Raw genomic sequence first — 26,095 nt, forward strand, 5'->3', positions numbered from 1 at the left:
TGTTAATAAGCATTTTAATGAAGCAGAAAGTATTGATAAGCAGTTGTTTGCTAGGTGAGAAGGTTCGTTACAATGGTAGTGATTGTCTTGCATCCCATTCCATTATTACTGAATGGCAAAGACAAGGGGTTATTGTTGCCTTTTGTCCTGAAGTAGCAGGAGGGTTGTCAATACCTCGCTCACCAGCTGAAATATTAAGGGGAACAGGAAAAAATATTTGGAACAATACAGCTGTTACTATAAATAACAAAGTTGCTACAGAAGAAGAAATTCTAGCAAAAGCTGAAGTTGTAACTAACGAAGGTGCAATCGTAACCGAGGCGTTTAAAATAGGAGCTGAACAATGTTTAACGCTGGCTCAGCAGTATCAAATTCAACTTGCTGTTCTCAAGGCAAACAGCCCTTCTTGCGGTAATGAAGCAATATACGACGGAAGGTTTTCTGGTCAGTTAAGACCAGGTGAGGGAGTAACAGCGGCATTGTTGGTTCAGCATGGAATAAAGGTTTTTAATGAGTTGCAGTTGGAACAAGCCTACGAGTATTGGTTATCCTTATAAAATTTTCATTACTGAGTCTCTAGGTAATAAATCAAGCCCGTAAATGTTGTATTGATTACGACCTTGGGCTTTTGCTTCATAAAGACTATGATCTGCATCTTTAATGGCTTGGTTCAATGCTGTGCTGCTGTTGGCTGCCATTAAGCGGGCGCCACAGCTGATGGTAATAAAATCGCCGCTTGGAGAGAAACCATGGGGAATCTTTAAATCGTGGACACCTGTTACCAACTTTTGACAGTATCTTTCCAGTCCTTCCATGTTAATGTCATATAGGATTACTGCAAACTCTTCTCCTCCATAACGGGCCACTACATCCATTGGACGTTTTGCTAGCTTTTGTAAAAAACTGGCAACTTGTTTTAGTGCCTCATCACCTTCGCTGTGCCCATAGTTATCATTGTACTGTTTAAAATGATCGATATCTAATAAAAGGATTCCAAGGCATTTATTTTCACGGCATGCTTGTTTCCATAGTCTTAAGCACTGATTATTGAAATATCGGCGATTGAAAATGCCAGTTAAGCTATCAGTATCTGCTAGCTGGCTTAGCATGCCTTTGGTTAAAAAACTTTCTCGTGTGCGAAACTCAACTAAGTAAGATCCAATAGCGCAAATGATGTATGCACCAAATAAAATAAGGCTGCTGGTCATGGCAAGGGCAATATTCCCTATGATCAATAGCTCAATGCCGATATAGCATATAAAGGGTAGGAATGTAACCAGAATAGCTTCTCTCACTACCATGCCAGAGAGAAAGAAGCAAAATAGCCAAATTAAAATAATGCCTTCATAAGGGTAGTCCGGATTATAGAAATGGCCTACATTAACAATGATAACAACCCCAGCATTGACAAATGCCCCTACTAGCACTGCGTAATATCGTGTATAAGCCTGCCAGCGAATGGAGTAAACCACTTTCAACATAACTAACAATATTGGCATTACTACAGCTAATCGAATAAACAAGAAGATAGATAAGTGTTGTGCTGGTGCGATAAAAATATCCATAACAGTGAAAAGTGGCCAGAGAACACACCCTACTAAAATGGCCAGCTGTCGCATACGCAGGGTTTCTTCGTCATAGTAACTTCGAAATACCGTTTCTATATCAGGACTGAACTTAAGCCTGCGAAAGTCATTATTTAGCTCATCGGCATAGTTTAGGTTGACTGGAAAAGATAAAAGTGAATGGTGGTCTTTCATAATTAGCGTTATTGCTAAACCATCAAAAGCAATGCGACAAAGTGTAGGCTATCACTATAGTATAGTCAGTTTGAGGTTTGTCCTTCTTAATATGCTCTAAACCCTGTTAGAGCAAGTTGCACTAGCTTCTTATTGCAATTCAGTATAAGGGCAGTTGCTGCTGATTTGCAAAAGTTATTTGAAAAAGAGTTTTTAAACATCAAGTATGGTAGGACAAAATCAGACTCAAACTTTGTTAGAGTGGGTTATTCTAAACATTTCTGGTTGATAGGCTGCAAGTAAACGGGCTTAGATGATGCTACGGGTTTTCTTGATAAATTCCTGCATTTTTTAATAGTGTATTCCAGTCGTTATTATTTTTTAGGGTTTCAAGCTGGCTATTAATAAAGTCACGGATACCAGGAAGATTTTTAGTTACTAAAATCTTTCGTTCGTAGACTTGATGAGGTGTATTTGCAATATAGATTTTATCTTTCACTTGGTTTTTATTCATTAGATGAAAAAGTTCTCCGCGGGGGATAAGAATGACATCGACTCGCTGACTTAAAAGCTTTAGAAAGTTTTTTTCAAACGAAGCGCTGTCTTTGCGGTTAATTTTGCCACTTTTTACTAAGTCATCAATACCAATGTAGCGGTGCCCTCTAACACCGCCAAACTTTTTACCTATGAGCGAGCTGGGCTCTTGGTAAGGTACAGCGTTTTCTTTTAGTGAGACGATTTCATTTCTACCTAGAACAACACTATTGGTCCAATTGTAGCGAGATTCGTTTTTATCGCCAAACCAAATAGGGTTCGCCCATATTGCAATACCTTTTTGGTTCTCTTCCAGATACTTATTCAAACGAGTACGAGGTAGGTATTTAGCGCTAAATATCCACTTGCCGCTGTTGTTGTTTGTTAAGTGGTTCGCCAGGAAGTTGGTAATATCGCTGCCGTCATTATTAATACCGAAGGGTGGGGACTCATAGTAGGTCCAAATAGAAATTTCTTCTGCAGCCAGTGTAATCCAGCTGAGTAATGCTAAAAAAACAGCAGCTAGATACTTTTTGATGTTCATGATTATTGTTTCGTCAGCAAAGCTAAAAGTGGGATTTGGTTTATCTACTTTATAGTGAGTGACTGAGTAAATAGCAATTTAGAACAAGTGATTAGGCTGATACAAAGACTAATCAATGAAGTCCACCTAATGATTTTTGGTTCTGGTTACGGCTTGGCCTTGTATCAAATAGCTTTATAGGCGCAAGCCTTTATATGTATAAAACTCATAAATATCAATTAGTTACTCTGATATAGCCACCTAATATAGATAGGCTATGAACTATTGTTTTGTTGTTACATGTAAAAACTTGTGGACAAACTTTGCTCTGACATGTAACATAAAAATCATTGTTACAGGTAATGGTGGTTAAGGAGTTATCCCACACCCCAAATACAAGCAAAACTTGAATAGAGAGAGGTAAAAGCGCATGGGTATTTTAAGTAAATTAATGACAGCTATTCGTGGTGCGGCAACTGAAGCTGGAGAAGCGGTTGTTGATAGTCAGGCGCTTCGTATTCTTGATCAGGAAATTCGAGATGCTAGTGAAGAGTTAAATCGTTCTAAAACCGCTTTAGCGAATATTATGGCTAAGCAAAAACTTGCTACGGATAAATGTAATCAGCTAACCGCTAAAATTAAAGAATATGAACAATATGCTGGGCAGGCATTAGACAAAGGTGACGAAGCTTTAGCTGTAAGTATTGCAGAGAAAATTGCGGAGCTGGAAGCTCAATTGACCTCTGAAGAGGAAGTAAAAACAGGGTATACCAAAAGTGTCGAAAGCTTACGTAATGCCGTGAAGCATGCAGAAAGCAACTTGAAGAGATTAAAACAACAGGTGGATACGGTTAAAGCTACCGACAGTGTGCAAAAAGCACAAGCAGCAGTTGCGGCCCGTTACAGTGGTGCAAACTCTAAAATGACCACTGCTGCAGACTCTTTAGAGAGAATTAAGCAAAAGCAGGCTGAACGTGCTGCACAAATGGAAGCTGCACATGAGCTATCAACTGAGCAGGGTGACAGTGATTTAGAGAGTAAAATGAAAGCTGCAGGTATTAAACCGAATGCGTCTAGTGCTAATGATGTGCTAGCCCGATTAAAAGCGAAAAAGCAAAGTTAAATAAGTTTCATGCCCATCAGCGTTTTGCCCCTTTTTAGGGGCTTTTTTTGTATGAGAAAGGAGATAAAGTTTATGTACCCATTCAGAGTATTCTTTTCTACAACCTTATTTATCACTTCTTTCTTTTTACTTATGTTGTTATTAATCAATGGCTTCAGCTGGCTTGTTCTAATAGTATCACTGCTAGGCTTTATTGCTGCACGTTATATTTGGCCTAAAAGAAGTAGGCATATTAACCATTGTGATAGGTATTGGTGGATTGACATGCTTGAGTTATCTATAGAAATTTCAGCTGAGATTATAATGCTGCCTATGAGGGCGATAGGTAAGTTAATGGATTAGTTTAAAGTGGCATATTATGAATAAAATTTCAAAAAATATCGAATTTGATAACTATTGGCTTAGTTATTTAAAGTCTCACACAAATCCCGCTAATCGAATGTGCCATTACATTGGTACATCAATTGGTGTTGTTGGGGGACTACTGGGTTTTATTTATATAAATATTCTTGTTGGTATTTTGATAGGTATTGTAGGGTATAGCATTGCCCTGATAGGTCATTTTATATTCCAGAAAAACTCACCTCATGCAACCAAACCACATCTTGGAGTTCTTTGCGATTTCTTAATGCTGTATTTATATGTATTTGATCGAAATCGTTTGAAACAGCAATTGGAGAGACTAAAAGACTAGTTAGCTTTTATAACCTTGCAGGTAGTGGTATTCTGCAGAATTTAAGGTGTACCATATTTAGGAGCAAGTTTTGACAACAATTACAAGTTTAACTCCTACATCCCTTTGGAGTATTTTTTATCAAATTACCCAAATTCCCAGGCCATCAAAACACGAAGAAGCCGTCGTATGTTACGTTGAGTCCTTGTGCCGAGAGCATAATCTGTTTTATGAAAGAGATAAAGTAGGAAATTTGATTATTCGAAAGCCTGCAACTCCTGGTATGGAGAACCTACGTGGAGTGGTTATGCAAGGTCATGTGGATATGGTTCCACAAAAAAATGCTGACTCAGACCATGATTTTCTCACAGACCCAATTACCACATTAATTGAAGGCGAATGGGTAACGGCTAAAGGCACAACTTTGGGTGCAGATAATGGGTTAGGGGTTGCGGCAGCACTAGCTGTTATGACTGCAAGTGATATTGAGCATGGGCCATTAGAAGTGCTATTAACGATAGATGAAGAAGCGGGAATGACTGGTGCTGCTGGTTTAGAAGCTGGCTATTTGGAAGGTGATATTCTGTTAAACATGGATACTGAAGATGAAGGGGAGCTTTATGTTGGTTGTGCTGGTGGCATTGATATAAGTGCTGAGATCACAATGAATTGGCAAAATACGGATAATGATGATATCGCTTATGAAGTGAGAGTAACAGGACTTCGAGGTGGGCATTCAGGTTTAGATATTGACCAAGGTAGAGGGAATGCCAATAAAATAGTTAATCGATTTTTACTTGAAAGTATAGATAAGCTGAATTTAAAGGTTTCGTCATTCAATGGCGGTACTTTGCGTAATGCTATTCCCAGAGAATCATTCACAACTATTGTTGTAAAGAAGCATAAGGAAGTTGAATTTAAGCAGGCATTAGACGGCTTTGATCAGGTTATAAAAAAAGAGTATGGTTCAGTCGAACCTAATTTATCAATTAAGGCTGTTAAGGTGAATCTACCTAAAAAAACTTACACTGATGAAAGTATAAAAAAGGTAATTTACTCTGTAGCTGCTTGTATTTCTAGTCCATCAAGAATGAGTCATGAGTTCAAAGGTATTGTAGAAACTTCAAACAACCTTGCAATTGTAAAATCAGATAATAATAGGGTGTTGGTATTGTCCCTAGTGAGAAGCTTGATTAATTCAGCACGAGATGACTTGGCTAACAGTATAGCAGCTACTTTTAAAACTATTGGTGCAGAAGTATCCTTATCAGGTGAATACCCAGGCTGGAAGCCTAATCCTAACTCGAAAATATTAAGTCTGATGAAGGATCGATATGAGAAATTATTTGGAGCTGTGCCGAAAGTTAAAGTTATTCATGCAGGACTTGAGTGCGGTTTACTGAGTTACCCTTATCCCCATTGGGATATGATTTCTTTTGGACCAACTATTAGAAATGCTCATTCTCCTGATGAAAAAGTACATATTGCATCGGTTGGTAAATTTTGGGAATACTTGATTGATATATTGAAGTATATTCCAAGCAAATAAAATTATTGTTGATTTTTATACAATGATTCTTGTTTAACAGCTATTATTGGTTAGTATAAATAGGTCAAGCAGGATGCTTATAGCTTGTATGCTTGACTTATTAAAAACATAATATGAAGATTTTATGATTCCACAGGTATATGAAGTAACAAAAATTGGTAATGGACTGTTATACGTTATGCCTAAACCCTCATCAGAGTGGTTAAAAGAAGATGTCCATTACTTGTCTTCTATTGGAATAAATAAGGTAGTTTCACTACTTGAGACAACTGAAGAATATGAGTTGGGGTTACAAAAAGAGCAGAATGAGCTTCATCATTTGGGAATTAAATATCTTAGTTTTCCAATTAAGGACAGGGGGTTGTCTCAAATAACGCCATTTAATGAGTTAGTTAATAGCTTATATAAAGAGCTTGTCAGTGGCCAAGATATTGCTATTCACTGTCGTGCTGGTATAGGACGCACAGGTATGCTTGCGTGTTGTTTATTAATAAAAGATCAATATAGTGCTCAAGCTGCTATTGATATGGTGTCAGCTGCACGAGGTGTCAGTATACCTGATACCCAGGAGCAATATGATTTTATTTGTGATTATGAACAACGAGTCTGAGCTTTTGTTTTGGTGTAGATTAAATTCATCAAATTTAGCCTTGACCAACAAGAAGCAAATAAAGCGAAGCATATTGGGTATTAATTGTATAGAAGTAATACAACAGGAGGCAAAGCCTCCTTTATGTTAAAAGCATTTGTTGTATAAAGAAAATACTAGTTAATTGGCCCAAGCTGCTGGCACATAGCCTTCACGAATTCGTTGAGGATGGTTTCCAACATCAATACGAATCACTTCTTCAGCTGTTTTATAGTTGATGACTGATATTTGATCGGTTCCACTCCAGGAAACATAGCAATTTTCCCCAGTCTGGTCACTAGTGACCCAGTAAGGTTTTTCTCCTAGACCGGTAAGTACTTTATACTCAAAAGTAGTACGGTCCACTAGCGCAACATAGTCATCCATGGTGCCCGCTACACATAAAGTGTCACCAGCGCTATTCATCGCAATACCATGATGGGCAGAGTCATTAACATACTGGCTGATTGGCATAGCAGGAACTAGGTTAGGCAATTGTGCTAGCCGGGTGATTTTGTCTTCCTGCATATCATACTCAACAAAGCCATGAAGGAATGATAATTGAAAATAAAAAAGGCGTTCGTCTGGCGTATGAGTCATCGGTCGAATAGCGGGGCTTAGCCCTTTAAGACCAGCTTTTTTTAACTTATTAGCCATGTTAAATTGTTTAATTATCTCGAGTGACTTGGCATCTACGACCTGAAATGTACGCTTTCCTTTGGTGAAATCCAGAAAATATTCATCTAAAGGGGTAAATACCATACCAATACTGGCATGATATATTTTATTGCCGTCTTTAGAATAAACATTCTCATGGGGGGAGTCGCCACTTGGAAATTGCCCTAATTCCTTCCCTGTTTCCACATCCAGAATATGAACCACTTTGCCTGTTGAAGCGGATACAGCTACCTGAGTTCCATCTGGAGACAATGCCATATGATCTGAACGGATACCTTTCACAGGAAAACGCCAGGCTATTTCATTAGTTACGATATTTATGCCTACAACATCTGCAAGACTAGGTCGGGAAACAATCAGCAGCTGGCCATCTTTGGTGCTATACATGTCGTCAACAAGTTGATCATGACCTTCGCCAATCAGGTGTCGAATTGCCTGAAAAGCCAACAGCTTTATTGGGTTAAATATAATTTCAGTTATTCGCTGTTGTTTATCTGGAATGCCGTTGATACGTCCTACTTTGTCATAAGTTTCAGCATCTATTACATCAATCATCCCCTCCCAGTTATTACCTACAAAAATAACTCGGCGGGTTTCCTCAGGGTTTGATTTATAGGCTGACAAGGCATTACTGGATACTCCGTAAAGGAGCAAGCTAGCAATTGCTAGATATAAGGAATAGGGCAATCGTTGAGATGAGATTTTAAGTAGGAGCCAGTGGTATAACAACATCTTTCCCTCCTTGATTATTGTTTTATTTAGTGTTCCTTAGGTCAAGATACGCTTGTTAAATTACCTTGTAATGACCAGTAAACGCTATAAAAATTAAAGGAAAAATAGTCAGGAGAGGGTAATGATGGTTAGATAGACTACTACGGCATAACGTATAGCCTTACCCATGAACGTCAACAAAAAGAATATCCAGAACCTGACTTTCATCAAGCCAGCGATAAACGTTAATGCATCTCCACCTACAGGGGCCCAAGCCATAAGCAAAGACCACACACCATACTTCTGAAACCAATGTTGAGCTTTGTATAACTGTTTTTGTTTGAACGGAAACCACCTACGGTCTTGATAGTGAAGAAGATATCGACCAATTAGCCAATTTACCGCAGCACCCAGAGTATTTCCCACAGAAGCCACTAGCCAGATTAAAAACCAGGCTTCAGGCTTTTTGAGTAATTGAGCAATGACCAGCACTTCTGAATAAAACGGCAGTAATGTTGCTGCCAGAAATGCGCTGAAAAATATCAACAGGTAATCCAACAAGCTGATAATCCCGAGAATCAATGGTTAGAAATGAAATCCACCACCTTCACCTTACATAGAGAGGCAGCGTAAATTATGCTTGTCTTTTAGAGGACCATCTAAACAGGTAATATCTTCTGATTGTTGGATCGAGAATTTCGCATCACCATAAGGATTATTTATAGCAACCTTTTTATCACTCAACATGTGATTAGTTAATGCAATTTTACAGCTTAGGTCATGTAATCGGGCTACGTATTCCACATAATTTGGAGCTACTAGCTTATTCATTATTGAGCCAATGATATTGTCTAACTCTATATCAGGCTGTTGCTCTAATTGTATTTGTTGGAGTGAATTTGTAAATTCTGTTGCGGGTATAGTAGATAGCTTAATAATTTTTGCAAAATGTTCAGCTGAGCGGTTGGCTGTTTTATTCAAATTAAAGCCAAGTCTTACAAGCCAATTGGGTAGTTGTATGTCTTCACTATCTAAGTACTGTGGGTCATTTTCTATAGCGGCATAGGCGTTATAAAGCATCACAAATTCCCTAGCCATAGGTGCTTCTAAGCTGGTTTCTGCTTTTGTTAGCGGTGGTATTTCTAGGTGTGTTTCAATCTGATAAACAGTCTTTATGTGAGCAATTACCTCTAAATTATTTGAAATTAAGTTGATTAAAATCATTTTATAAATAAGGTCATCTGATAGTGCTAGGTGTCTTTTTAGTAAATGAGTGTCCTCAATTAAATTTTTAATACCTTCAAGAGCATTGCCTTTTTTGGCACTATGAAGTGAAGAGAAGACTTGTAAACGATTAGCATAATTAAGATATTTATACTCAGGCAATGGTGTAAAAAAGGTTGGCTCTGTTAGTGTTGAAAACTCATTATAATTAAAGAAATGTTTATATCGACTCAGCAGGGTTGCTCTGCTATCAATCTCATGTTGCCATTTTGATGAGGCACTAACCACTTTTTTAAAACAGCCATCCTCCCAAAACCGACAGTAAAGCTCATTGCTCTCCATTGGTTTAGAAAGTGTTTGACTATCATTGGTTGAAGAACTTGCTTTATTTTTTAGTTCTTGTGGCTCAGCTAATAGGGCTTTACCTTTGATAATAGGGTCTTCACCTTCCAAAGCAGAGATGCCATACAAGAAAAAAAAAGCTTCGCTGCCTTGTTCGATTCTACTTTGAATCAAATTTAAATAACTTTTGGATTGATCGCTTAGATCGTCATCCATTGACATAAAGGCGGCAATTACTGCCACAATGACGATGACTATAATAATTAGGTATCTCATGTACTCTAATATACCTGTCCTTAGAAAAAGGGCAAGCAGCAAAAAGACCGGATATGAAGGGACTTAGCGCTATAAAGTATAGTCTAATGTAAATGTTGGTCATCCTGTGGCCAAAAGCTTGTAATGAGTAGGTGACCAAAGTAGTCTATAGAGTCATTCAATTAGTTATTGAAGCTAAGTAGGTCTCATCTCTTTGCGTAATATGTCAAAGGAAACTAGTGATGGCTATTGAAGTTTGGCTAGCTTATTTTGTTGCAACAGTGATACTAAGCATTTCCCCTGGGGCGGGCGCTGTAAATACCATTTCAAATGCAATGAATCATGGTTTTAAGGTCAGTTTGATTTCTAACCTAGGATTACAATTTGGTAATGTCATTGTTATTACGCTGGTAGGTGTTGGTCTAGGTGCCGTTTTAGCCCAGTCTGAAACACTATTTCTTTGGATCAAATGGTTTGGTGTATTGTATTTGATTTATTTGGGCATTCAAAAGTTCAGAGAGGTTAGTACTCAAAAGCAAACCACGTCTAACTCAAGTTGCATACCAAAAAACTATTGGGTGCTCTTCTTTCAGTCGCTCTTAGTCAATGTCACAAACCCGAAAAGTATTGTCTTTTTGGTTGCCCTGTTTCCTCAGTTTATTGACCCTGATTTACCGCAAGGGATACAAGTTTTTATCTTAGGGTCAACCTCTGTGCTTGTGGACCTAGTGGTGATGATTGGTTATGGATTGCTGGCCGCTCGTTTAGCTCAATATGTTCACAGTGAGCGCCATATGAAGATACAAAACCGGGTCTTTGGTAGTATGTTTATCGGGGCTGGCTCTTTGTTGGCGCTAGCGGGGCAGAAATGACAAATTTTTTCTTATCGCCCGATACATAAGAATGGCTAAACATGTTAATGAAATAGTTAGTACGGCAGTAGGCAATGCCATGATACTGCTTTCTGCATAATTGCCACTCACTGAAACACATATACCTGTCAGCAATAAGTTGCTGGCACTCATTAATCCTGCCCCACTGGCCTTATTTTCAATACAAGATATTGCCAGTGTTGTTGCATTAGGAAGAATTAATGCTACTCCTATAAATAGAAAAAATGCTGGTATAAATAAGCTGTATATATTTATTGTATTTATGCTAAAAAAAACAAATAAAATAATACTACTGATGAGTAGTATGGTAACCCCTAACGTAAGTACTCTTCTACCACAGTATATAAGACTAGCTTTATTAGATAGATAAGAGCCAATTAATAACCCTACTGATGTAATAATACTTAGCAACCCAAAATCTTGAGGGTTAATGTTAAGAATATTGATAGAGATAAAGGGAGATAGGCTAGTAAAAATATAACTAGTTGCTGTACCTGCTGTTGCCAGTAGAGTAAAGGTAAAATAGCTAGGACTTGTTAAAACTTTCATTACCCCAGTTAAACTACCGGATAGCTGAATTTGCTTATATTGGCTTGCAGGTAGTGTTTCATTCAATTGAATGTATATAGCTATTAATATAGCGACAATGTAAATACTGGCGATATACAAAGTACTTTGCCATCCATAGTGTGATGTTAAAAATCCTCCAATAGCGATAGCTATACAAGGCATAAGAGCAAAAGCAAGAAACAGTGTAGATAACTTTTTTCTAGAATTTTGTTCATCATAACAGTCAGATAATACTGTCAACGCAATCACAGGGCCACATGCACCGCCAAAAGCTATAATGGCCCTGGCGAATACCAAAAGTGAAAAGCTGTTTTCAGCAATGGCTATTGGTTGAATCAAACTACCTAATAAGGCTACTCCTAGGCCAGCCAAAGCGGCTTTTTTACGCCCATAGCGATTCGATAATGGCCCATAAGGCAGCTGGCCTAATGCATATCCAATCAAGTAAACAGTAACTAGCCAGGTTGAGTGTGATGACTCTAATTGAAAGGCTTCACTGATATCTGGTAATGCGGGCGTTATTAATACTGCTATTAGAGAGGCAAAGCTCATTAATAGCATCAGTAAGTATACCGGTGGAGGAGAGAGTTCATCACTTGCTACTGCTGTGTTCATTGTTATCACTGACGTTCTTGTATAGAAGTAGAAGTATATTGATTGACAACATTTAATTAATATGTTTTCTTTTAACTTATTATTAAAAAATATTTAATAATAGAGAAGGCTGCTCAATGATAGCTGCACTACCTTACATGATGACTTTCATAGAAGTAGTTGAAAAACAAAGCTTTAACCGCGCTGCTAGTAAGCTAGACCTATCTGCAGCTGCAGTCAGTATTCAGATGAAAAAGCTTGAACAAGAACTTGGCTTTTCGTTATTACAACGAACCACTCGGATAATTAAACTAACGGAACAGGGGGCTCGTTTTTATGAGCACTGTAAGGAGCTGCAGGAGTTGTTAGCGGTTACAGAGTCATTTGCTGAGCGTTCCCATCAAGAGCCTGCAGGTAAGTTAAGAGTGGTTACTTCAGTTTATACTGGGCATCGTTTTTTAATTGAACACCTATCAGAGTTTTATAATCGCTATCCTAAGATACAGCTTGATGTAGAAATATCTGATCGAATCCCTGACTTTAGCCGACAAGAAGTGGATATATTAGTTGGATTTAGCAACCGTTATAAAGAGGTACCTGGAGACTTATATTGTCGGCGTTTATTATCAGTTTCTGCGATGTTTTCGGCATCACCGACTTACTTGAAAAAATTTGGTACCCCTAAAACTTTAAACGAGTTAAAAAATCATGAGTTTATCTATCATAAAACTCGATCACCACAACAAACATTGAAATTTTTCGCTGACGTAGAAGCTGTTATTCCACCTGCAAAAATTATGTTTAATTCTGTGGATGCTGTTATTTCTGCTGGCTTGCAAGGCTTGGGGATCATTGATTGCCCTGAGCTAATATGTAGGCCTTATTTAAAATCAGGGCGATTAGTTTCGTTGTTTGAAGATATATTTTCAAAAAAAATGGAAGGCTATTTGTTTTATGATAAGAAAAACGCTATGTTGCCAAAATTTAGGGCATTCATTGACTTTATGGTTGAAAAGACAAAACATTTACGTGACTAGTTTTAGCTTGTTTTATTAATATGTCTTTGATAAAAATAAAGAAAAGTAAGCAAGTCAAATGATGAATAATTATTGTAAGTAAATTATGAGCTGTAACAATGAAAAAATTAATTGTAGGGGTTGTAGCAGTATTGACTCTTTCATTAACTGTTCTTTACGCGGTTGGGACACAGCTCATTCGTCCAACGTTGAGTAATATCATTAAGCCTGAAATGAGCTTACCAGTAGAAATAATAACCTTTAGAGGTATAGATAATATTCAGCTTAAAGGATGGCTTATAAGGAATTCTGTCTCAAGTGCTGGTGTGCTTTTGATACATGGTAATCAAAGTAATCGATTATCCATGTTATCACGAGCTAAATTTCTATACCAAGCTGGTTATTCAGTGATGTTATTTGATTTACGAGCTCATGGAGAAAGTGGAGGAGATTATAAAACGTTTGGATATTTAGAAGCACAAGATGCAAAACTAGCTATTCGACTTTTTAAGCAAAAAGCGAAACTCCAGACAGTTGGGATTATTGGAACGTCATTAGGTGGTGCAGCTGCTGTATTGAATGATGTGCCATTACCAGTTGAAGCAATAGTGATAGAGTCTGTTTACCCAACGATTAAAAAGGCAATTACTAATCGGCTTACCGCTCGAATGGGAGAATGGGGTACTTATTTCGAACCTTTGCTTACTTACCAATTGCCACTGCGACTGGGAGTTAAGCCAAGTGACTTACAACCAGTGAAAGACATTGAAAATATAACAAAGCCCATCTTAGTTATTGGAGGCGAAAAGGATACGCGAACAACACTAGAGGATACACAGTGGTTGTATAAAAGTACCTAATTATCACTATACCTAAGCCATTAACTGCTGTATATTTGAACAGCATGGAAACTTAATTGAGAAGGTATAAATAATGGCTATCAACAAAGTTCAATTTCAAAAAGGCCTGAGTTTAAACGAGTTTCTCAAACAATATGGTACAGAAGAACAATGCTTTAATACCTTATACAAATTGCGATGGCCAGAAGGTTTTCAGTGCCCCAATTGTGGATACGACAAATGCTGTCAACTCACTACTAGAAAGCTTCAGCAGTGCTATAAATGTCACCAGCAAACATCTGTAACTGCAGGTACTATCTTTGAATCAACCAAATTACCATTAAAGACTTGGTTCCAAGGGATGTATTTGATCTCCCAAGACAAAAAAGGTATATCAGCCATAGAATTACATCGCCATTTAGGTATTTCCTATCAAGCTGCCTGGAGAATGAAACATAAGCTCATGAAAGTGATGCAAGAAAGAGAAGGCACCAAGCAATTGTCGGGTTTTATTGAAATTGATGATGCCTATCTTGGTGGTGAGCGTACAGGTTGCAAAAGAGGTAGGGGAGCAGATGGGAAAATACCTTTTGTAGCAGCCGTAGAAACAACAAAACAAGGTCAACCGACACGAATTAAACTGAGCATTTTAAAAGGGTTTAATAAAGAAGAGATAACGGCTTGGAGTAGGCAGAATTTGGCCAAGGGCAGTACCGTAATCTCCGATGGACTGGCCTGTTTTAATGGTGTCATAGAAGCAGGTTGTCTTCATGATAAAATTGTATGCGGTGGTGGTCGTGCATCAGTAGAGGAACCTGAATTTTATTGGGTTAACACCATCCTTGGAAACTTAAAAAGTGCTTTACGTAGTACTTATCATGCTATTCGCGCTAAATATGCACAACGTTATCTTGCTGAATTTCAGTATCGATTTAATCGAAGATTTAGCTTAGTAGAATTTATTCCTAGGCTAGCATTTGTAGCACTGAGAACACCTCCACTACCAGGTAAGCTACTAAATATAGCTTAGGTATGATGATAATTAGGTAAAAGTATTCGCTCATCTAAAAAAAGCTTATGGCTGATTCCTGGGGTGGGCCATGTTAATTTTCATCATGTAAAAAAGAAAACTTATGAATATCGTGTATTAACATTTTTTGAGAAAAACTTAACTATGCAAAAAAGCAATAAGTAAGGAAAATAAATAGAGATTTCTTTACAGAATCTTACTGTAAAATTTAAGCCGCTTACAAAAAATTAAGCAGTGTAATTCAATCGTGCAAAATACACGATTGAATTAGCCGCAGTTATAGATAAGTTATGAATAATATAGCTTAACTTAACTGAGTTTTATTTTTCCTACTATTTTTTACGGCATCTTATTAAAGAAAATAACTAGTCCCGCAGTGGTACTTTGTTAGATTCTTCAAGTTCGTCTTCATTATTAATGTTATGTGGTAGCAGACGCTTGGTTCTACGCTGTTCCTGCATATTGGCTTTGAGTGCATTAAGCACCTGATCATTTACTGGATTAGGACACAATGGGCTGAGCAGATTGTTTTCTTCGGTGGGATCCGAGGTTAAATCATAGCATTCATATTCGCTGGGAATAAAGCGACTGGTGGTGATGCCGTCTGGGTTGCTTGCACCAATCAGGTTGCCCGCATTGTGTCGATTGCCGGTTTGTCCTGCAAGGGTCCCTTCTCCAGCGTAGTAACGGGCGTTATCGAAATAGTGCACATACTTCCAACGTGTATCTCCGGTTAAATCCGGTAGTTTGGTCACTATAGCTTCAATATAGTTGGGCTGAACAACACTATTATAGGCAACACCTGTCACTGGATTAGTCATGTCGGCGCCAACTTCTACATTATCGTTGGTCATGAAGTAGATAGTTTCTTCTACTGGTACTTGTTGGTCTAGTATCACTTTCGATAAGTCACGTCCAACCAAAGGCCGGGCTTCACTATGGTTTTTAGCTAAAGCACAGCGTGTGCTTTCTAAATCAACATCTACTAGGCCTAGTAAAGTTGGTAATAAATCGATATGAGAAGTTGTTAGGTCTAGCTGTCGAGATTTTTCAAATAAAATCGGGTTAGACACTATCAGGGGCACGTTCAATACTTCCTGATAAGCGGTATACCATTTCTGGTGTAAGCCACCATGTGCGCCTAACAATTCACCATGATCAGATGTAAACACTACTATGGTATTTTCATAGAATGAAGTTTTCTTCAATGCTTCGTATACGGTGTTTATATGTTTGTTCACTTCAGCCATTAGAAAGTAGTAAAACTGACGGTAGGTTTCGTCTGGTGGTTGGGGAACATACATACGGGGATAGGTATATAGATAGTCTTTTTGGCAGCGAGGTTTATCCGCTAGGCTTTCATTTTGACTTGGTGCTGCAGCTACATGGGGCAGATTGCCTGCTTTTTTTTGTTTATAAAAGTCTTCAAACCAGGTCTTTTGGCGTGGTAATACAATATCGTGTGGATTAACAAAGGAAGACACCAACAAAAATGGCTGTTGTTCGCCTGTTTGCGCTGCTTTTTCCAGCATTGCTAGTGTTCTGCATACTTGGTCAGCAAATCCTGGATCACGAACTGTACCACAGTTGTTTTCTGCTGCCCCATGAGGTTCTGGGCCAATCCATTGGTCAAATCCGTATTTATCTAGACGATTGGCTTTATCATACAGTTTGATTTTTTCTGGGTAGGGTTGGCCCGTTGTAGAATTACTTAACAGTGTAGTTTGAGTGCCTGGAATATTAATGTCTTCATCAGACAAGTGCCACTTCCCCCTATAGTATGTCTGATAACCGGCCTGACGAAACCAAGACCCCATGGTTGGTACAGTGTTTGGTTCCAACCAGAACATATTCTGGTCGAATGATGATTTGCCAATACCAGGAGTCTGACTGACACCATGTAGTGATGGGTATTGGCCAGTATAGATAGATGTTCGGCTTGGGGCGCAGGCAGTTGATGCTGCGTTGTGATTAATAAATTCTATGCCGTTGCGGCGCATTTGGCCAAGACACAGGCTGTTCTTTAGTCGGTATTCTTTGGCTTCAGGGTTTTCGTAAGGAGGTGGAAATCTTTCCTCATCAGTAGTGATAATCAGAAAGTTAGGTTGTTTACCGTTAATTTTCATCAAAATTTCCCTATAATTATTAGATGTGGGCAGTCCCTCCTCCAGTGTAGACTGATATCTGTCTCAATGGTTTTCACTCTGTAGCGACAAATTTCCTAAAGTGAGGTGTCCGTTAAATGAGGCTAAAATCAGTCACAGGTGGGTGACCACGGTAGCCTGAATTTTGTCTCTTAGCGTACTTGCAGTCACAACAATGATATTCAAATAGTGCTAACAAGCCCTAGTAGAGTTGTAAAGGTATTTTATATTTTAGAATGCAAAAACTGAGTTTTATAGAGGATTTTTGATACCAAATAGCAACCGGTTGATCAGAGTTAGTAAAAATTCATAAGTCAAAATATAAAATGCAACTATTGCATATGCAAATATTTTGTAGAATAATTCGAGCACGCTACGGATGGCTTTTATGTAATGGACTACTAATACGTACGAGTAATTACATTAATTTTCATAAATTTTAGTCAAAGGAAAGGTCATGTTAAAAAAATTGTATTTGCTTTATTTATCTTGACGATTTCATCCACCCAAGCTAATGAGTTTCAGATTGGCGTTAATATTGATTATAAAGGGGAGGTCGCTTGTATGACGTGCATTAGCCCTGGGCACTACGATAAGTATGAAGAAATTATTGAAGAAGGTAAAACAAAGCAAGAATTATCATAAAATATAATTAAGATAACCTCTCCCCCCGTTTTTACTAAGGGGCTCCCACAGATTTAACCGTACCCATATCCTTTTTATTTAGTATATTGAAATCAATATGAAGGATACATTTGTGATATTAAAAGTGAAGCAGTGATGTGGCTCTAAGCCTTTCTGTATATGGGGTCTAGGTACTAGCTGCTAATTTCACAAAATGCATAAAAGTGAAAATTTGTGCAATGGCATTAATGGAGGTCCCCTTGATGAGCTTGAATAGTTTAAAATGTAATCAAATGAAGTTGAATACAGCTAATCAGTAGTTACAATATGGTTACATTTATGATGACACTTATCGTGTGTTTAGGGCATTTTATTTTTTGTATTGGAGGTAGTACAGGGAATGCTGAATATTAGATTGAATGATTAAATGGGTTCCTGAAGTATTCTTCCCATTTGAAGGCTGCCTAGAAAAAGGTGCAAAGAAGGTAGCTCAAAGGCCATGGTGGAAGTTTTGGTAAAAGAAAGCTCTAACAAGGTGCTGTTTCGATAACTTTTGAAACTAGCTGCAAAGTGCAGCGTTATGCTTCAAGGAGAAAATTGTGTTTTTAAATGGAGTGGGGGTTGTTCTTTGTGGTACTCAAGAAGATTTCTTCGGCATGTCTATTGCGTGGTTGACTAAAGTTGAAAAGGAACATGTTTTGGTTTCTTTGCCTAGAGGCGCGTTAGGAACTCAAAAAGCTTTGGTCGATAAGCGATTTACACTAAACCTGCTTGCTGAATCACAGATAGAAATTGCTCGTCAGTTTGGGGGTAGTAAACAGAAAAAATTGGTAGATAAGTCGCATGCTGTAATTGTTAACACAGAATGGGGGATTCCTGCTATTCGTGATTGTTGTTCTACATATTTATGCAAAGTCGCTAGTGCTCAGGAGTTGAATGAACAAATGTTAGTTATTGCAAAAATATTTGCCTGTATTGATAAAGGTAAGAGTACCCCTCTTACCTACAAGCAATCTGATTTTTTTGTGTAATAAGAGTCATAATAAACAAATCACTATGACGTCTGGTGCGCACATTATTAAGCTAATTTGGTGATTTTTTTGTGAAAACATCGTTTTCACCTGTTTTTTTCTGATTCTAGTAAATATCGAACTGTGGTTTTTTTAACCACTTTTGGTAATATCAATGAAACGCTCACCCCATGAGCATAACATATTTAAAATAGGCCTTAACTCGTCAGCTAGTTTGGTACTTTTGTATTCAACTTTAGGAGGGACTTCAGCATAAACTTTTCGCTCTATCAGGTGGTCTGCTTCCAGTTCACGTAACTGCTGAGTCAACATCTTCTGAGTTATTTTGGGAATCTGTTTCTTTAGCTCGCCAAATCTTAAAGTATTGTCTCTAAGGTGAAATAAGATAATCAACTTCCATTTTCCTCCAATTGCGTTCATTGCTGTGATTATCGGGCAGTCTAAATTTTCAAGATCACAATTATTATTTGTTAACTCATTGTTTTTATTCATAGGTAACTTTTTCCATACTTAAACACATTTTTGTGCCTACTTGACCTTAATTTACTGTATCACTATGGTATATAAAACATACCAAGGGTGGTTTATACACTATGTATAATTATTATACTATGAGAATAACATAAATACCCTTAATTGGTAAGTTATCTAAAAAGCAACAAATACCATCAGAAATGACTAAAACAGTCAGCAGATGGCTTCACAACATAACTCTTATGAAGTACGAAGATAGGGTTATAACCACTAAGTAAATATAAAGTAGGAAACAATGAAAAGGATTAATAAGAAGAAGGTACTAGTGTCTGTATTTGCTCTGTCTTTAGTTGGGAGTACAACAGCTGCAGAGTTTATCTACAAACCTGCATCTCCTATAGAAATTGCTTCTGATTTGCAGAAGATTGAAGGAGGGCAACTTGATCGATATCACAAGCCATTTGAAATTCAACGGCTGAGTGAAAATGTCTATTGGGTATCTGTATCCTATTACAATGTTACTGTAATTGTAGGCCAAAATTCAGTCTTACTTATTGATGCGCCTATGTGGGGAGGCAAGCGGGTACTTGATGCGATTAAAACAATAACAGATAAACCACTGAGTGCTATTGTTTACTCTCATTCACACGCAGATCATGTTGGTGGTGTAGGAGAAATCATTGAAGAACTTGGTAACAGAGTTATTGATTTGTATGCAACTGAAGAAGTTAGAAATTCGTTTATTGCTCATAAGATGAATATGCCAGAGCCAACAAAAATTATTTCTAATAGAATAAATTTTGAGGGGCATGATATAAAGGTAAATAAAACCCTTATTGGACATGCGTCAGACAATACGATATTTTTGATTAAAGATGGAAACCGCAAGATATTACATGCTGTTGATATAGTTCATCCTGATCAATTAGAGTTCAGAAATTTTTCATTAGCTGAAGATCCCATATTGTACCAAAACGATATAGATACTTTATTAAGTATGGATTGGGATGTTATGGTAACAGGTCATAGTAACCTAGGGTATAAAGAGGATGTTAAGTTTTTGCAAGGGTATATTTCAGATATCCGAAAATACTTACATGAAGGTTTTAAAACGACAAACCTTCATGACCACCTAAAAAGTGATGTGCCTTTTGAGTGGTATGACTCGTATAGCAGGGAGGTAATTGACTATGCATATCGCTTATTATCTAAGAAATACCGGTTAGGTAGAGAAAAGGAGTTTGATATCAATGCAAGGACTCATATTGACGTTTATCTTTGGGAAATGATATCCCGAGGTTTGACCCCCTAATTGAGAAAGTAAGCCAGGCTGAGCTGTATTATGTGTAATGGTAATCATAATCCATTACACATAATATTAATTGTTAATAAATATCCTTAAAACTAATAGCTAAGCAGTAGTTGAGTGAATCAATTTTGTTGGAATTTATTAACTTAAAGTTAGTAGTAAATTCTAGTCTTTAAAGACATAAAAATAAAGTATCTGATTTATTCTAAAATGAGAAAATAATGAAAAAATTTACTGTTATTAATTTAATTCATCGTCCTGAGGGAAAAGTCATTAAACCTGAATTATTTGAGGTAATTCAAAAAAAATTACCTGCAGTAAATTCTGGTGAGTTTTTAGTCAAGCAAACTCATATGTCATTAGATCCTGCGATGATTGGATGGATGAGTTCGGATACTAAAAGTTATATGCCACCAATAAAGCTTGGATCTGTAATGCGTAGCTCAGGCATAGGTGTGGTGGTTGAAAGTAAGAATACCGATTTTGCTGTCGGTGATCGAGTAATGGGGCAAATGGGTTGGCAGGAATATTTAATCACAAATGGTAAAGCTATTAATAAAGTTGAAGTTCAATTACCTGATGAAACCATTTTATCAGTTCTTGCACTACCAGGTTTAACAGCCACTCAAGGATTATTAAATATAGGTAAGCCTAAAAAAGGTGAAACTATTGTTGTCACTGGTGCTGGAGGTGCTGTTGGTTCAATCGTAGGTCAGCTTGCTAAAGCTAAAGGGTTAAATGTTATAGGAGTTGTTGGTAGTGATGAAAAAGCAGACTGGATTATGAGTGAGTTGGGTTTTGATGGTGCGATTAACTATAAAACAGAAGCTTTTGATAGCCAATTAACCAAACTTACCCCTGATGGCATTGATTTATTCTATGAAAACACAGGAGGCTTTATTCAGCAGCTGATTATTGATCGTATGAATCCTCATGGTCGAGTCATTGTCTGTGGTTTAATTGCTGACTATGGTAAGGCCGTGCCAGCAGCTGGGCCAAGCTGGATGAATGTGATTAAAAGGCGACTAAGTATACAAGGTTTTACTATGACTGACCATTACAAAGATATACCAAGCTTATTAACGAAACTGACTCCTTATGTTGTGCAGGGTAAAATTAAGCATCGTTCTCATATAATAGAAGGTTTAGAGTCTGCAATCACCGGATTGAATTTACTCTTTACTGGTGAGAATAGAGGTAAACTAATAGTAAAGTTATAGTATAATTTTTTAGAAAATAGTTTTATGTATAGTAAAAAAATAGTGGCTGGCTCACGCTTTCCTGTATTAAATACAATACTAGAAAACCTCAGCCAAGAAGAACTTGGTAAACCTGGTGGTAGCTTTGACTGGAAAATGATAGTAGCTTATCGAGGAAAGCATTGCCCATTGTGTACAAAGTATTTAAATGAGTTGCAAGAATTTAAACAAAGATTGGAGAAAATTGGAATTGACCTAATAGCTGTTTCTGCAGATAGTAAAGAGCAACTAGAAGATCATAAAAAGCAATTAATAGTAAATTTTAAATTGGCTTATGGTTTGACTATTGAGCAAATGCAACAACTGGGTCTATATCTTTCATATCCACGATCAGAGCAGGAAACAGACCATGTTTTTTCAGAGCCTGGTTTATTTATTGTTAATAATGAAGGTAATATTCAAGTTGTGGATATCTCAAATAATCCATTTGTACGTCCTGAACTTGAATCATTAGTACGTGGGCTGGAGTGGATTAGAGAACCGAGTAATCAATATCCTGCACGTGGAACCTATTACTATGAAGGCGATTAGTCAATATTGCTGCTAAAAGTTTCATTTGTTTAGTCATTTTATTTTGCAGAGTCTTACTGCCAACTAGATACGGTACACCAAAGTACCCAAGATTAAACCACTCAAGTGGAGTATTGCAGGGAAACTATTTAGTGCCTGACAGAAAAAGCCGTAAATTGCTCTTAGGATTATAAATTGTTTAACAATAGCTATTTTTGCTAGCAAAAATAGCTTTCCAGTAAAAATAGGGTTTTTTATCCACAAGAAAGGGTGGAGTTGCTTAATTTTAAGCAGGCTGCCCCCTCTAGAGTGACTTTATGACTAGATGATAATGCTTTGTTTATTGGCAAAATATTTATTACGCGGCTTTTCGACGTGAACTTTTTGCTTGGCGATAGCGTTTTTCTTTTTCTTGTTGGTAAAGAATAACCCCTAACTTTTGGATATTCCGTCCCAACACGGCCAGTGACACATAGCGCTTAAACCCACGAATGCTATGGTCAGGGCATCGATCAAGTCCATGGACTTCTAGGGCATTAATGGCAGACTCTACAGCTGAATGTTGTTTTCTTGCTTTTTTAAACTGGTCTTCATTTTCATCTGCTTTTTCTTTAACTGTTAAACGCCCTTTTTTAGGTAGCACAACCTGATCTAATTCTTTCTCCAATTTCAATTGGTTTTTCGATGAATAAAAGCCTTTATCAAAGCTACACTGACGGAGTAAAGGAAATTTAGCCTTTGTGGCTTTCACCATGTCTACTGCTACGTCGACATCTTGCTCATTTTCCATCACGCGATGGTACAGAATAAAACCTGCTTGGCTCTCTAGTACACAGACTTTGATGCCTAATTCAACAGGCACGCCAGCCTTACCTTTACTTATCCACTCTGTATGTGGTTGAAAAATTGAATACACTTTTTCATCTTGGGGGATGACTTCTCCTTCAATCACCCGTCGCCAGCATTGAGAGGCTTGGCGTTGCCCATGGCTCAGGTAATGATGAATGTTTCGTAACTCCCAGACCGGCGCAGACAATGCTGATAATTTGGCTAAGGTGTATTGGGCCTTTTGCATAAGCCCTTTGGCGTGGGTGACATAGTGCCGATAGGCAGCCTGCTTGGCTGCCGCTGATTTTTTACCTTTCGCTTGATTGCTTTTCTGCGCTTGTCTGAAACATCTTTTAAGTGCCTTTAAATTATACCGATATTGTCGCCAATCACTCAGCCCGTAGCATTCACATAGCCGACTGATCAGCAATATCACTTTTCGTAAAGCATCCCATAATAAATGAATATCGGTAGGGTAATGGACCGTCGTTTTAACTACAAATGAGTCACAGCGGCCCCGCAAGCTTTCTTCAGTGTTTTTTTTAACAGGGCATGACCTGACTCAACCACGAGGGTATTAATTTTATCTAGCATCTCCGGGTTAGCAGCGGGACATTATCTTTGAGTGTTTGGATATGGTAGGGCGTTAAATCTTCCCAATGCTCTCCATGACCCAACATGGCCCTGATGGTTCGATGTTGATTCACCAGTTCATGCAAACGGTCAAAATCACAATTTAAATTCAGCCGGAGTATCCCCATCACCAGTATTTTCCACCAATCCATCCCAGGGCGCCCTAGCATTGGGTTGGCCCGGCTGGCCATCTCCTCTTCAATAATGCTAAACACCTGGTTTCGAAGCTCATCAGTACAATACAGGTGTTGTAAGCCTCTCAGCGCTTGGGGAATATCATCTCGGGATTTAGGGTCAAAATGAATCGTTGAGATGTCTGTTTGACCAAACTGAAGTTGAGGGTTGTGTACGTGCCGCATACTGTTGTATCCACCGAAGTTTTGCCTATTTTAACTGAAAAATGGCTGATTTTAAGCATTCTCCAAACATAAGGCTGTAAACTTCAGGTGGTGTTTACGTATGGTAAGCCTTGTCAATGAAGGGATTAAGGAGTTTTCGGTCAGGCACTATTTAGTACTAAAGACATATGGGGTGTTAGGCTTGTTTAAACTGTATTCGAGTGTTGTTGCAGAGCTGGTGGTTATTTTGAAGGTAGCCACTGGTGACGATAGTCGTTCTAGTGCAGGAATACATAACGGCATTTAAGTGAGTTAGATCAGAACTAACTCACTTAAGCGTGTTTTTTTCGGTCTATCGTGTCTTCAAATAGCCATTCACAATGTGCTTGCATGACTTCACCAGGTCAGGGCTGACACACCTGTGATTTGGGCGTTTTGTGAGTGTCTTGTTAAAACAAGAAGCTTGTTCTTATTGCTGCAAACTAGGATTTGAACCTGGGACCTGCCGATCATGAAGTGATAAGTAATCTAAAAATAAATAAAAAGCCCCAAAATAATGGGGCCTCATAGGGTGATTTATTTATTAGGAGTTAATAAAAATTGATTGTCTATTAGTTATTACTCTGAAATGTCAGTGATGGATAGAAGCTCTAACTCTCCGTCAAGAGATTGGTAGACTTTGATAACAACAGCATAGGGAGCGGCATCGGGATAAGTAGGTTGTGCATTACAAATGAACTTATAGTTAGTACCTGCAACGACTTGGGTAGATACAGCAAAGGGTGTATATCCAACACCGACTAGACCATCTAAGGCTCGGTTAAATACAGTCATTTCATCACGACTTAAATCTGTTCTATATAGTGTCCAACCTCCAGGAATAACGGTATTTGCTAATGAAGCCGCTTCGTTAGCTCGATATTGATAATCAGAAAACTGTTGAGATAGTGCGATACCAGGTAGCAGGCAAAGTAGCAGTAATAATCGTTTAGTCATATCAAATTCCTTTTTGTCTGTAGTGATTGACGAAGCTTAGGGTAATACAAATGGTTAAATTTGATTTTCCTGATAACGACGGTAAATTGATTTAAAACAATAGAATATTAATAGTTATTGATTAAAAGAATAAGATGCTACATCAGTACTTATGTATAAGTGTTCGATATTCTTTGAAAAAGTGCAAGACCTATATTAGGGCGAAAATTTACAGATTTTTCTTGTTGTTAAACTTCAGTCAATAACTCAGCTGTTTCCCACCAAGACTTGAACCTGGTACCTGCTGATTATGAGTTGAGAAGTAAGTTAAAAAGCAAACAAAAAAGCCCCTGTGAAGGGGCATAAATGGAACTTTGTAGGGAATATATTTAACCAGGAAGAAGATAGATAGTGAACATTAGTTATTATTGATCAATTTCAGTAATTGTTAGGAACTCAGGCTCTCCCTGTAAGGGACGATGAACTTTTATTATTGCTAAACTGGGAGTTCCATTAATTGACTCTCCATTACAAATAAACTTGTAATTGATGCCTGCAACCACTTGGGTGGATACAGCAAAAGGAGTGTATTTGGTACCCATGAAGCCACTCATAGCCTTAGTAAAGACGTTATAGTCATCGCGGCTGATATATCAGTTCTATAAAGTGTCCAACCACCAGGAGTGAGAGTGTTTACTAATGAAGTAGCTTCATTATGATTGTCTAAAAGTTGTTGGCTGAGGGTAATTCCTGGAAGTAAGCAAATAACAAATAATAGTCTTTTAATTATGAAGCAGTTCCTTTTGGTTTTGAAGTAACGAGTGCCAGGTTTAGCGCGGCTAGTGTGCCTCACCAAGCTTTTTGGGATAACACTTAAACTTCTGGGATAACAAGTGAGACTACTGGGACGACGTGGGTAACTAAAGGGATAAGTCAAGTATTTCAATTGAGTCTGTAAGATGAGATATATATTTAGAACTGGTGTTTCAGTGTATTGAGGTGCCAAACTATAAGAAATTCAAACAAATCATGGTTTTATATAATTTATC

The 26,095-nt window shown here is 37.8% G+C and carries 25 protein-coding genes and 1 pseudogene; 15 read left to right on the forward strand and 11 right to left on the reverse strand.

The window, feature by feature from the left end; genetic code table 11:
- Positions 1 to 17 precede the first annotated feature (17 nt).
- Entirely contained in the window at positions 18 to 557 is a 540-nt protein-coding gene (locus G4Y78_RS03970) for a DUF523 domain-containing protein (protein WP_163831802.1), read from the forward strand.
- Here G4Y78_RS03970 and G4Y78_RS03975 read toward each other — a convergent pair.
- Both G4Y78_RS03975 and G4Y78_RS03980 read right to left on the reverse strand, forming a co-directional pair.
- The gene (locus G4Y78_RS03975; protein WP_163831803.1) at positions 552 to 1,760 is read right to left on the reverse strand and encodes a GGDEF domain-containing protein; all 1,209 of its coding nucleotides are present in this window, start codon (positions 1,758 to 1,760) and stop codon (positions 552 to 554) included. The two genes, G4Y78_RS03970 and G4Y78_RS03975, sit on opposite strands and share 6 nt — an antisense overlap.
- A gap of 298 nt (positions 1,761 to 2,058) precedes the next feature.
- Entirely contained in the window at positions 2,059 to 2,817 is a 759-nt protein-coding gene (locus G4Y78_RS03980) for a type 2 periplasmic-binding domain-containing protein (protein ID WP_163831804.1), read from the reverse strand.
- Between the two features lie 409 nt (positions 2,818 to 3,226).
- Here G4Y78_RS03980 and G4Y78_RS03985 point away from each other — a divergent pair, with 409 nt between their 5' ends.
- From G4Y78_RS03985 to G4Y78_RS04000, 4 genes are all read left to right on the forward strand, one after another.
- Positions 3,227 to 3,919 (forward strand): PspA/IM30 family protein, encoded by a 693-nt coding sequence (locus tag G4Y78_RS03985; protein WP_163831805.1) that lies wholly within the window; start codon positions 3,227 to 3,229, stop codon positions 3,917 to 3,919.
- Between the two features lie 358 nt (positions 3,920 to 4,277).
- Positions 4,278 to 4,613 carry a DUF962 domain-containing protein gene (locus G4Y78_RS03990; RefSeq protein ID WP_163831806.1) on the forward strand — a complete coding sequence of 112 codons (336 nt, stop codon included), beginning with the start codon at positions 4,278 to 4,280 and terminating at the stop codon, positions 4,611 to 4,613.
- Between the two features lie 70 nt (positions 4,614 to 4,683).
- Positions 4,684 to 6,141: an aminoacyl-histidine dipeptidase gene (locus tag G4Y78_RS03995; RefSeq protein WP_163831807.1), complete on the forward strand. Its 1,458-nt coding sequence runs from the start codon at positions 4,684 to 4,686 to the stop codon at positions 6,139 to 6,141.
- Positions 6,142 to 6,265: 124 nt separating this feature from the next.
- Positions 6,266 to 6,751: a protein-tyrosine phosphatase family protein gene (locus G4Y78_RS04000; protein WP_163831808.1), complete on the forward strand. Its 486-nt coding sequence runs from the start codon at positions 6,266 to 6,268 to the stop codon at positions 6,749 to 6,751.
- Between the two features lie 159 nt (positions 6,752 to 6,910).
- Here G4Y78_RS04000 and G4Y78_RS04005 read toward each other — a convergent pair whose 3' ends face one another.
- From G4Y78_RS04005 to G4Y78_RS04015, 3 genes are all read right to left on the reverse strand, one after another.
- Complete coding sequence (locus G4Y78_RS04005) at positions 6,911 to 8,179, reverse strand: YncE family protein (protein ID WP_163831809.1); 1,269 nt, start codon at positions 8,177 to 8,179, stop codon at positions 6,911 to 6,913.
- 108 nt (positions 8,180 to 8,287) lie between these two features.
- Positions 8,288 to 8,704 (reverse strand): YqaA family protein, encoded by a 417-nt coding sequence (locus tag G4Y78_RS04010; RefSeq protein ID WP_230425696.1) that lies wholly within the window; start codon positions 8,702 to 8,704, stop codon positions 8,288 to 8,290.
- Between the two features lie 66 nt (positions 8,705 to 8,770).
- Positions 8,771 to 10,042 carry a hypothetical protein gene (locus G4Y78_RS04015; RefSeq protein ID WP_163831811.1) on the reverse strand — a complete coding sequence of 424 codons (1,272 nt, stop codon included), beginning with the start codon at positions 10,040 to 10,042 and terminating at the stop codon, positions 8,771 to 8,773.
- A gap of 179 nt (positions 10,043 to 10,221) precedes the next feature.
- On the opposite strand from G4Y78_RS04015, the gene rhtB reads away from it, so the two are divergent.
- Positions 10,222 to 10,851 (forward strand): homoserine/homoserine lactone efflux protein, encoded by a 630-nt coding sequence (gene rhtB / locus G4Y78_RS04020; RefSeq protein WP_163831812.1) that lies wholly within the window; start codon positions 10,222 to 10,224, stop codon positions 10,849 to 10,851.
- Here the strand turns inward: rhtB and G4Y78_RS04025 are convergent.
- Positions 10,834 to 12,057 carry an MFS transporter gene (locus G4Y78_RS04025; protein WP_163831813.1) on the reverse strand — a complete coding sequence of 408 codons (1,224 nt, stop codon included), beginning with the start codon at positions 12,055 to 12,057 and terminating at the stop codon, positions 10,834 to 10,836. The two genes, rhtB and G4Y78_RS04025, sit on opposite strands and share 18 nt — an antisense overlap.
- A gap of 116 nt (positions 12,058 to 12,173) precedes the next feature.
- On the opposite strand from G4Y78_RS04025, the gene G4Y78_RS04030 reads away from it, so the two are divergent.
- The 3 genes from G4Y78_RS04030 to G4Y78_RS04040 all read left to right on the forward strand — a co-directional run bounded on the left by G4Y78_RS04030 (position 12,174) and on the right by G4Y78_RS04040 (position 14,921).
- Positions 12,174 to 13,073: a LysR family transcriptional regulator gene (locus G4Y78_RS04030; RefSeq protein WP_163831814.1), complete on the forward strand. Its 900-nt coding sequence runs from the start codon at positions 12,174 to 12,176 to the stop codon at positions 13,071 to 13,073.
- A 98-nt stretch (positions 13,074 to 13,171) separates the two neighbouring features.
- Positions 13,172 to 13,912 carry an alpha/beta hydrolase gene (locus G4Y78_RS04035; RefSeq protein ID WP_163831815.1) on the forward strand — a complete coding sequence of 247 codons (741 nt, stop codon included), beginning with the start codon at positions 13,172 to 13,174 and terminating at the stop codon, positions 13,910 to 13,912.
- A 73-nt stretch (positions 13,913 to 13,985) separates the two neighbouring features.
- On the forward strand, positions 13,986 to 14,921 hold the full coding sequence (locus G4Y78_RS04040) for an IS1595 family transposase (protein WP_163830705.1): 936 nt from the start codon (positions 13,986 to 13,988) through the stop codon (positions 14,919 to 14,921).
- A 365-nt stretch (positions 14,922 to 15,286) separates the two neighbouring features.
- Here the strand turns inward: G4Y78_RS04040 and G4Y78_RS04045 are convergent, their stop codons facing one another.
- Positions 15,287 to 17,047, reverse strand: coding sequence for a sulfatase-like hydrolase/transferase (locus tag G4Y78_RS04045; RefSeq protein WP_163831816.1), 1,761 nt, complete (start codon positions 17,045 to 17,047; stop codon positions 15,287 to 15,289).
- 507 nt (positions 17,048 to 17,554) lie between these two features.
- Here G4Y78_RS04045 and G4Y78_RS04050 point away from each other — a divergent pair.
- Together G4Y78_RS04050 and G4Y78_RS04055 are read left to right on the forward strand one after the other, a co-directional pair.
- Entirely contained in the window at positions 17,555 to 17,710 is a 156-nt protein-coding gene (locus G4Y78_RS04050; protein ID WP_163831817.1) for a hypothetical protein, read from the forward strand.
- Between the two features lie 578 nt (positions 17,711 to 18,288).
- A complete protein-coding gene (locus tag G4Y78_RS04055; protein ID WP_163831818.1) occupies positions 18,289 to 18,720 on the forward strand; it encodes a flavin reductase in 432 nt (143 codons plus the stop codon).
- A 132-nt stretch (positions 18,721 to 18,852) separates the two neighbouring features.
- Here G4Y78_RS04055 and G4Y78_RS04060 read toward each other — a convergent pair whose 3' ends face one another.
- Positions 18,853 to 19,212: a winged helix-turn-helix transcriptional regulator gene (locus tag G4Y78_RS04060; RefSeq protein WP_222937633.1), complete on the reverse strand. Its 360-nt coding sequence runs from the start codon at positions 19,210 to 19,212 to the stop codon at positions 18,853 to 18,855.
- A gap of 277 nt (positions 19,213 to 19,489) precedes the next feature.
- Between G4Y78_RS04060 and G4Y78_RS04065 the strand changes: the two genes are divergently transcribed.
- From G4Y78_RS04065 to G4Y78_RS04075, 3 genes are all read left to right on the forward strand, one after another.
- A complete protein-coding gene (locus G4Y78_RS04065; RefSeq protein ID WP_163831819.1) occupies positions 19,490 to 20,506 on the forward strand; it encodes an MBL fold metallo-hydrolase in 1,017 nt (338 codons plus the stop codon).
- A gap of 218 nt (positions 20,507 to 20,724) precedes the next feature.
- Positions 20,725 to 21,723, forward strand: a complete 999-nt coding sequence (locus tag G4Y78_RS04070; protein ID WP_163831820.1) for an NADP-dependent oxidoreductase — start codon at positions 20,725 to 20,727, stop codon at positions 21,721 to 21,723.
- A 24-nt stretch (positions 21,724 to 21,747) separates the two neighbouring features.
- Complete coding sequence (locus G4Y78_RS04075; protein ID WP_163831821.1) at positions 21,748 to 22,293, forward strand: redoxin domain-containing protein; 546 nt, start codon at positions 21,748 to 21,750, stop codon at positions 22,291 to 22,293.
- 337 nt (positions 22,294 to 22,630) lie between these two features.
- Here the strand turns inward: G4Y78_RS04075 and G4Y78_RS04080 are convergent.
- Positions 22,631 to 24,092, reverse strand: a pseudogene (locus G4Y78_RS04080) (ISNCY family transposase).
- Between the two features lie 100 nt (positions 24,093 to 24,192).
- Here G4Y78_RS04080 and G4Y78_RS04085 point away from each other — a divergent pair.
- A complete protein-coding gene (locus tag G4Y78_RS04085; RefSeq protein WP_163831822.1) occupies positions 24,193 to 24,378 on the forward strand; it encodes a hypothetical protein in 186 nt (61 codons plus the stop codon).
- A 311-nt stretch (positions 24,379 to 24,689) separates the two neighbouring features.
- On the opposite strand, the gene G4Y78_RS04090 is transcribed toward G4Y78_RS04085, so the two are convergent.
- Together G4Y78_RS04090 and G4Y78_RS04095 are read right to left on the reverse strand one after the other, a co-directional pair.
- Positions 24,690 to 25,067: a hypothetical protein gene (locus tag G4Y78_RS04090; protein WP_222937634.1), complete on the reverse strand. Its 378-nt coding sequence runs from the start codon at positions 25,065 to 25,067 to the stop codon at positions 24,690 to 24,692.
- Between the two features lie 404 nt (positions 25,068 to 25,471).
- Complete coding sequence (locus G4Y78_RS04095) at positions 25,472 to 25,648, reverse strand: hypothetical protein (RefSeq protein ID WP_163831823.1); 177 nt, start codon at positions 25,646 to 25,648, stop codon at positions 25,472 to 25,474.
- Positions 25,649 to 26,095 lie beyond the last annotated feature (447 nt).

The sequence above is a fragment of the Spartinivicinus ruber genome, from assembly GCF_011009015.1.
Classification (GTDB): domain Bacteria; phylum Pseudomonadota; class Gammaproteobacteria; order Pseudomonadales; family Zooshikellaceae; genus Spartinivicinus; species Spartinivicinus ruber.

Coding starts and splice junctions, on each gene's coding strand:
- G4Y78_RS03970 (WP_163831802.1), top strand. CDS start 18: ATGAAGCAGAAAGTATTGATAAGCAGTTGTTTGCTAGGTGAGAAGGTT.
- G4Y78_RS03975 (WP_163831803.1), bottom strand. CDS start 1,760: ATGAAAGACCACCATTCACTTTTATCTTTTCCAGTCAACCTAAACTAT.
- G4Y78_RS03980 (WP_163831804.1), bottom strand. CDS start 2,817: ATGAACATCAAAAAGTATCTAGCTGCTGTTTTTTTAGCATTACTCAGC.
- G4Y78_RS03985 (WP_163831805.1), top strand. CDS start 3,227: ATGGGTATTTTAAGTAAATTAATGACAGCTATTCGTGGTGCGGCAACT.
- G4Y78_RS03990 (WP_163831806.1), top strand. CDS start 4,278: ATGAATAAAATTTCAAAAAATATCGAATTTGATAACTATTGGCTTAGT.
- G4Y78_RS04000 (WP_163831808.1), top strand. CDS start 6,266: ATGATTCCACAGGTATATGAAGTAACAAAAATTGGTAATGGACTGTTA.
- G4Y78_RS04005 (WP_163831809.1), bottom strand. CDS start 8,179: ATGTTGTTATACCACTGGCTCCTACTTAAAATCTCATCTCAACGATTG.
- rhtB (WP_163831812.1), top strand. CDS start 10,222: ATGGCTATTGAAGTTTGGCTAGCTTATTTTGTTGCAACAGTGATACTA.
- G4Y78_RS04025 (WP_163831813.1), bottom strand. CDS start 12,057: ATGAACACAGCAGTAGCAAGTGATGAACTCTCTCCTCCACCGGTATAC.
- G4Y78_RS04030 (WP_163831814.1), top strand. CDS start 12,174: ATGATAGCTGCACTACCTTACATGATGACTTTCATAGAAGTAGTTGAA.
- G4Y78_RS04035 (WP_163831815.1), top strand. CDS start 13,172: ATGAAAAAATTAATTGTAGGGGTTGTAGCAGTATTGACTCTTTCATTA.
- G4Y78_RS04040 (WP_163830705.1), top strand. CDS start 13,986: ATGGCTATCAACAAAGTTCAATTTCAAAAAGGCCTGAGTTTAAACGAG.
- G4Y78_RS04045 (WP_163831816.1), bottom strand. CDS start 17,047: ATGAAAATTAACGGTAAACAACCTAACTTTCTGATTATCACTACTGAT.
- G4Y78_RS04060 (WP_222937633.1), bottom strand. CDS start 19,212: ATGAATAAAAACAATGAGTTAACAAATAATAATTGTGATCTTGAAAAT.
- G4Y78_RS04065 (WP_163831819.1), top strand. CDS start 19,490: ATGAAAAGGATTAATAAGAAGAAGGTACTAGTGTCTGTATTTGCTCTG.
- G4Y78_RS04070 (WP_163831820.1), top strand. CDS start 20,725: ATGAAAAAATTTACTGTTATTAATTTAATTCATCGTCCTGAGGGAAAA.
- G4Y78_RS04075 (WP_163831821.1), top strand. CDS start 21,748: ATGTATAGTAAAAAAATAGTGGCTGGCTCACGCTTTCCTGTATTAAAT.
- G4Y78_RS04085 (WP_163831822.1), top strand. CDS start 24,193: ATGGTAAGCCTTGTCAATGAAGGGATTAAGGAGTTTTCGGTCAGGCAC.
- G4Y78_RS04090 (WP_222937634.1), bottom strand. CDS start 25,067: ATGACTAAACGATTATTACTGCTACTTTGCCTGCTACCTGGTATCGCA.
- G4Y78_RS04095 (WP_163831823.1), bottom strand. CDS start 25,648: ATGGGTACCAAATACACTCCTTTTGCTGTATCCACCCAAGTGGTTGCA.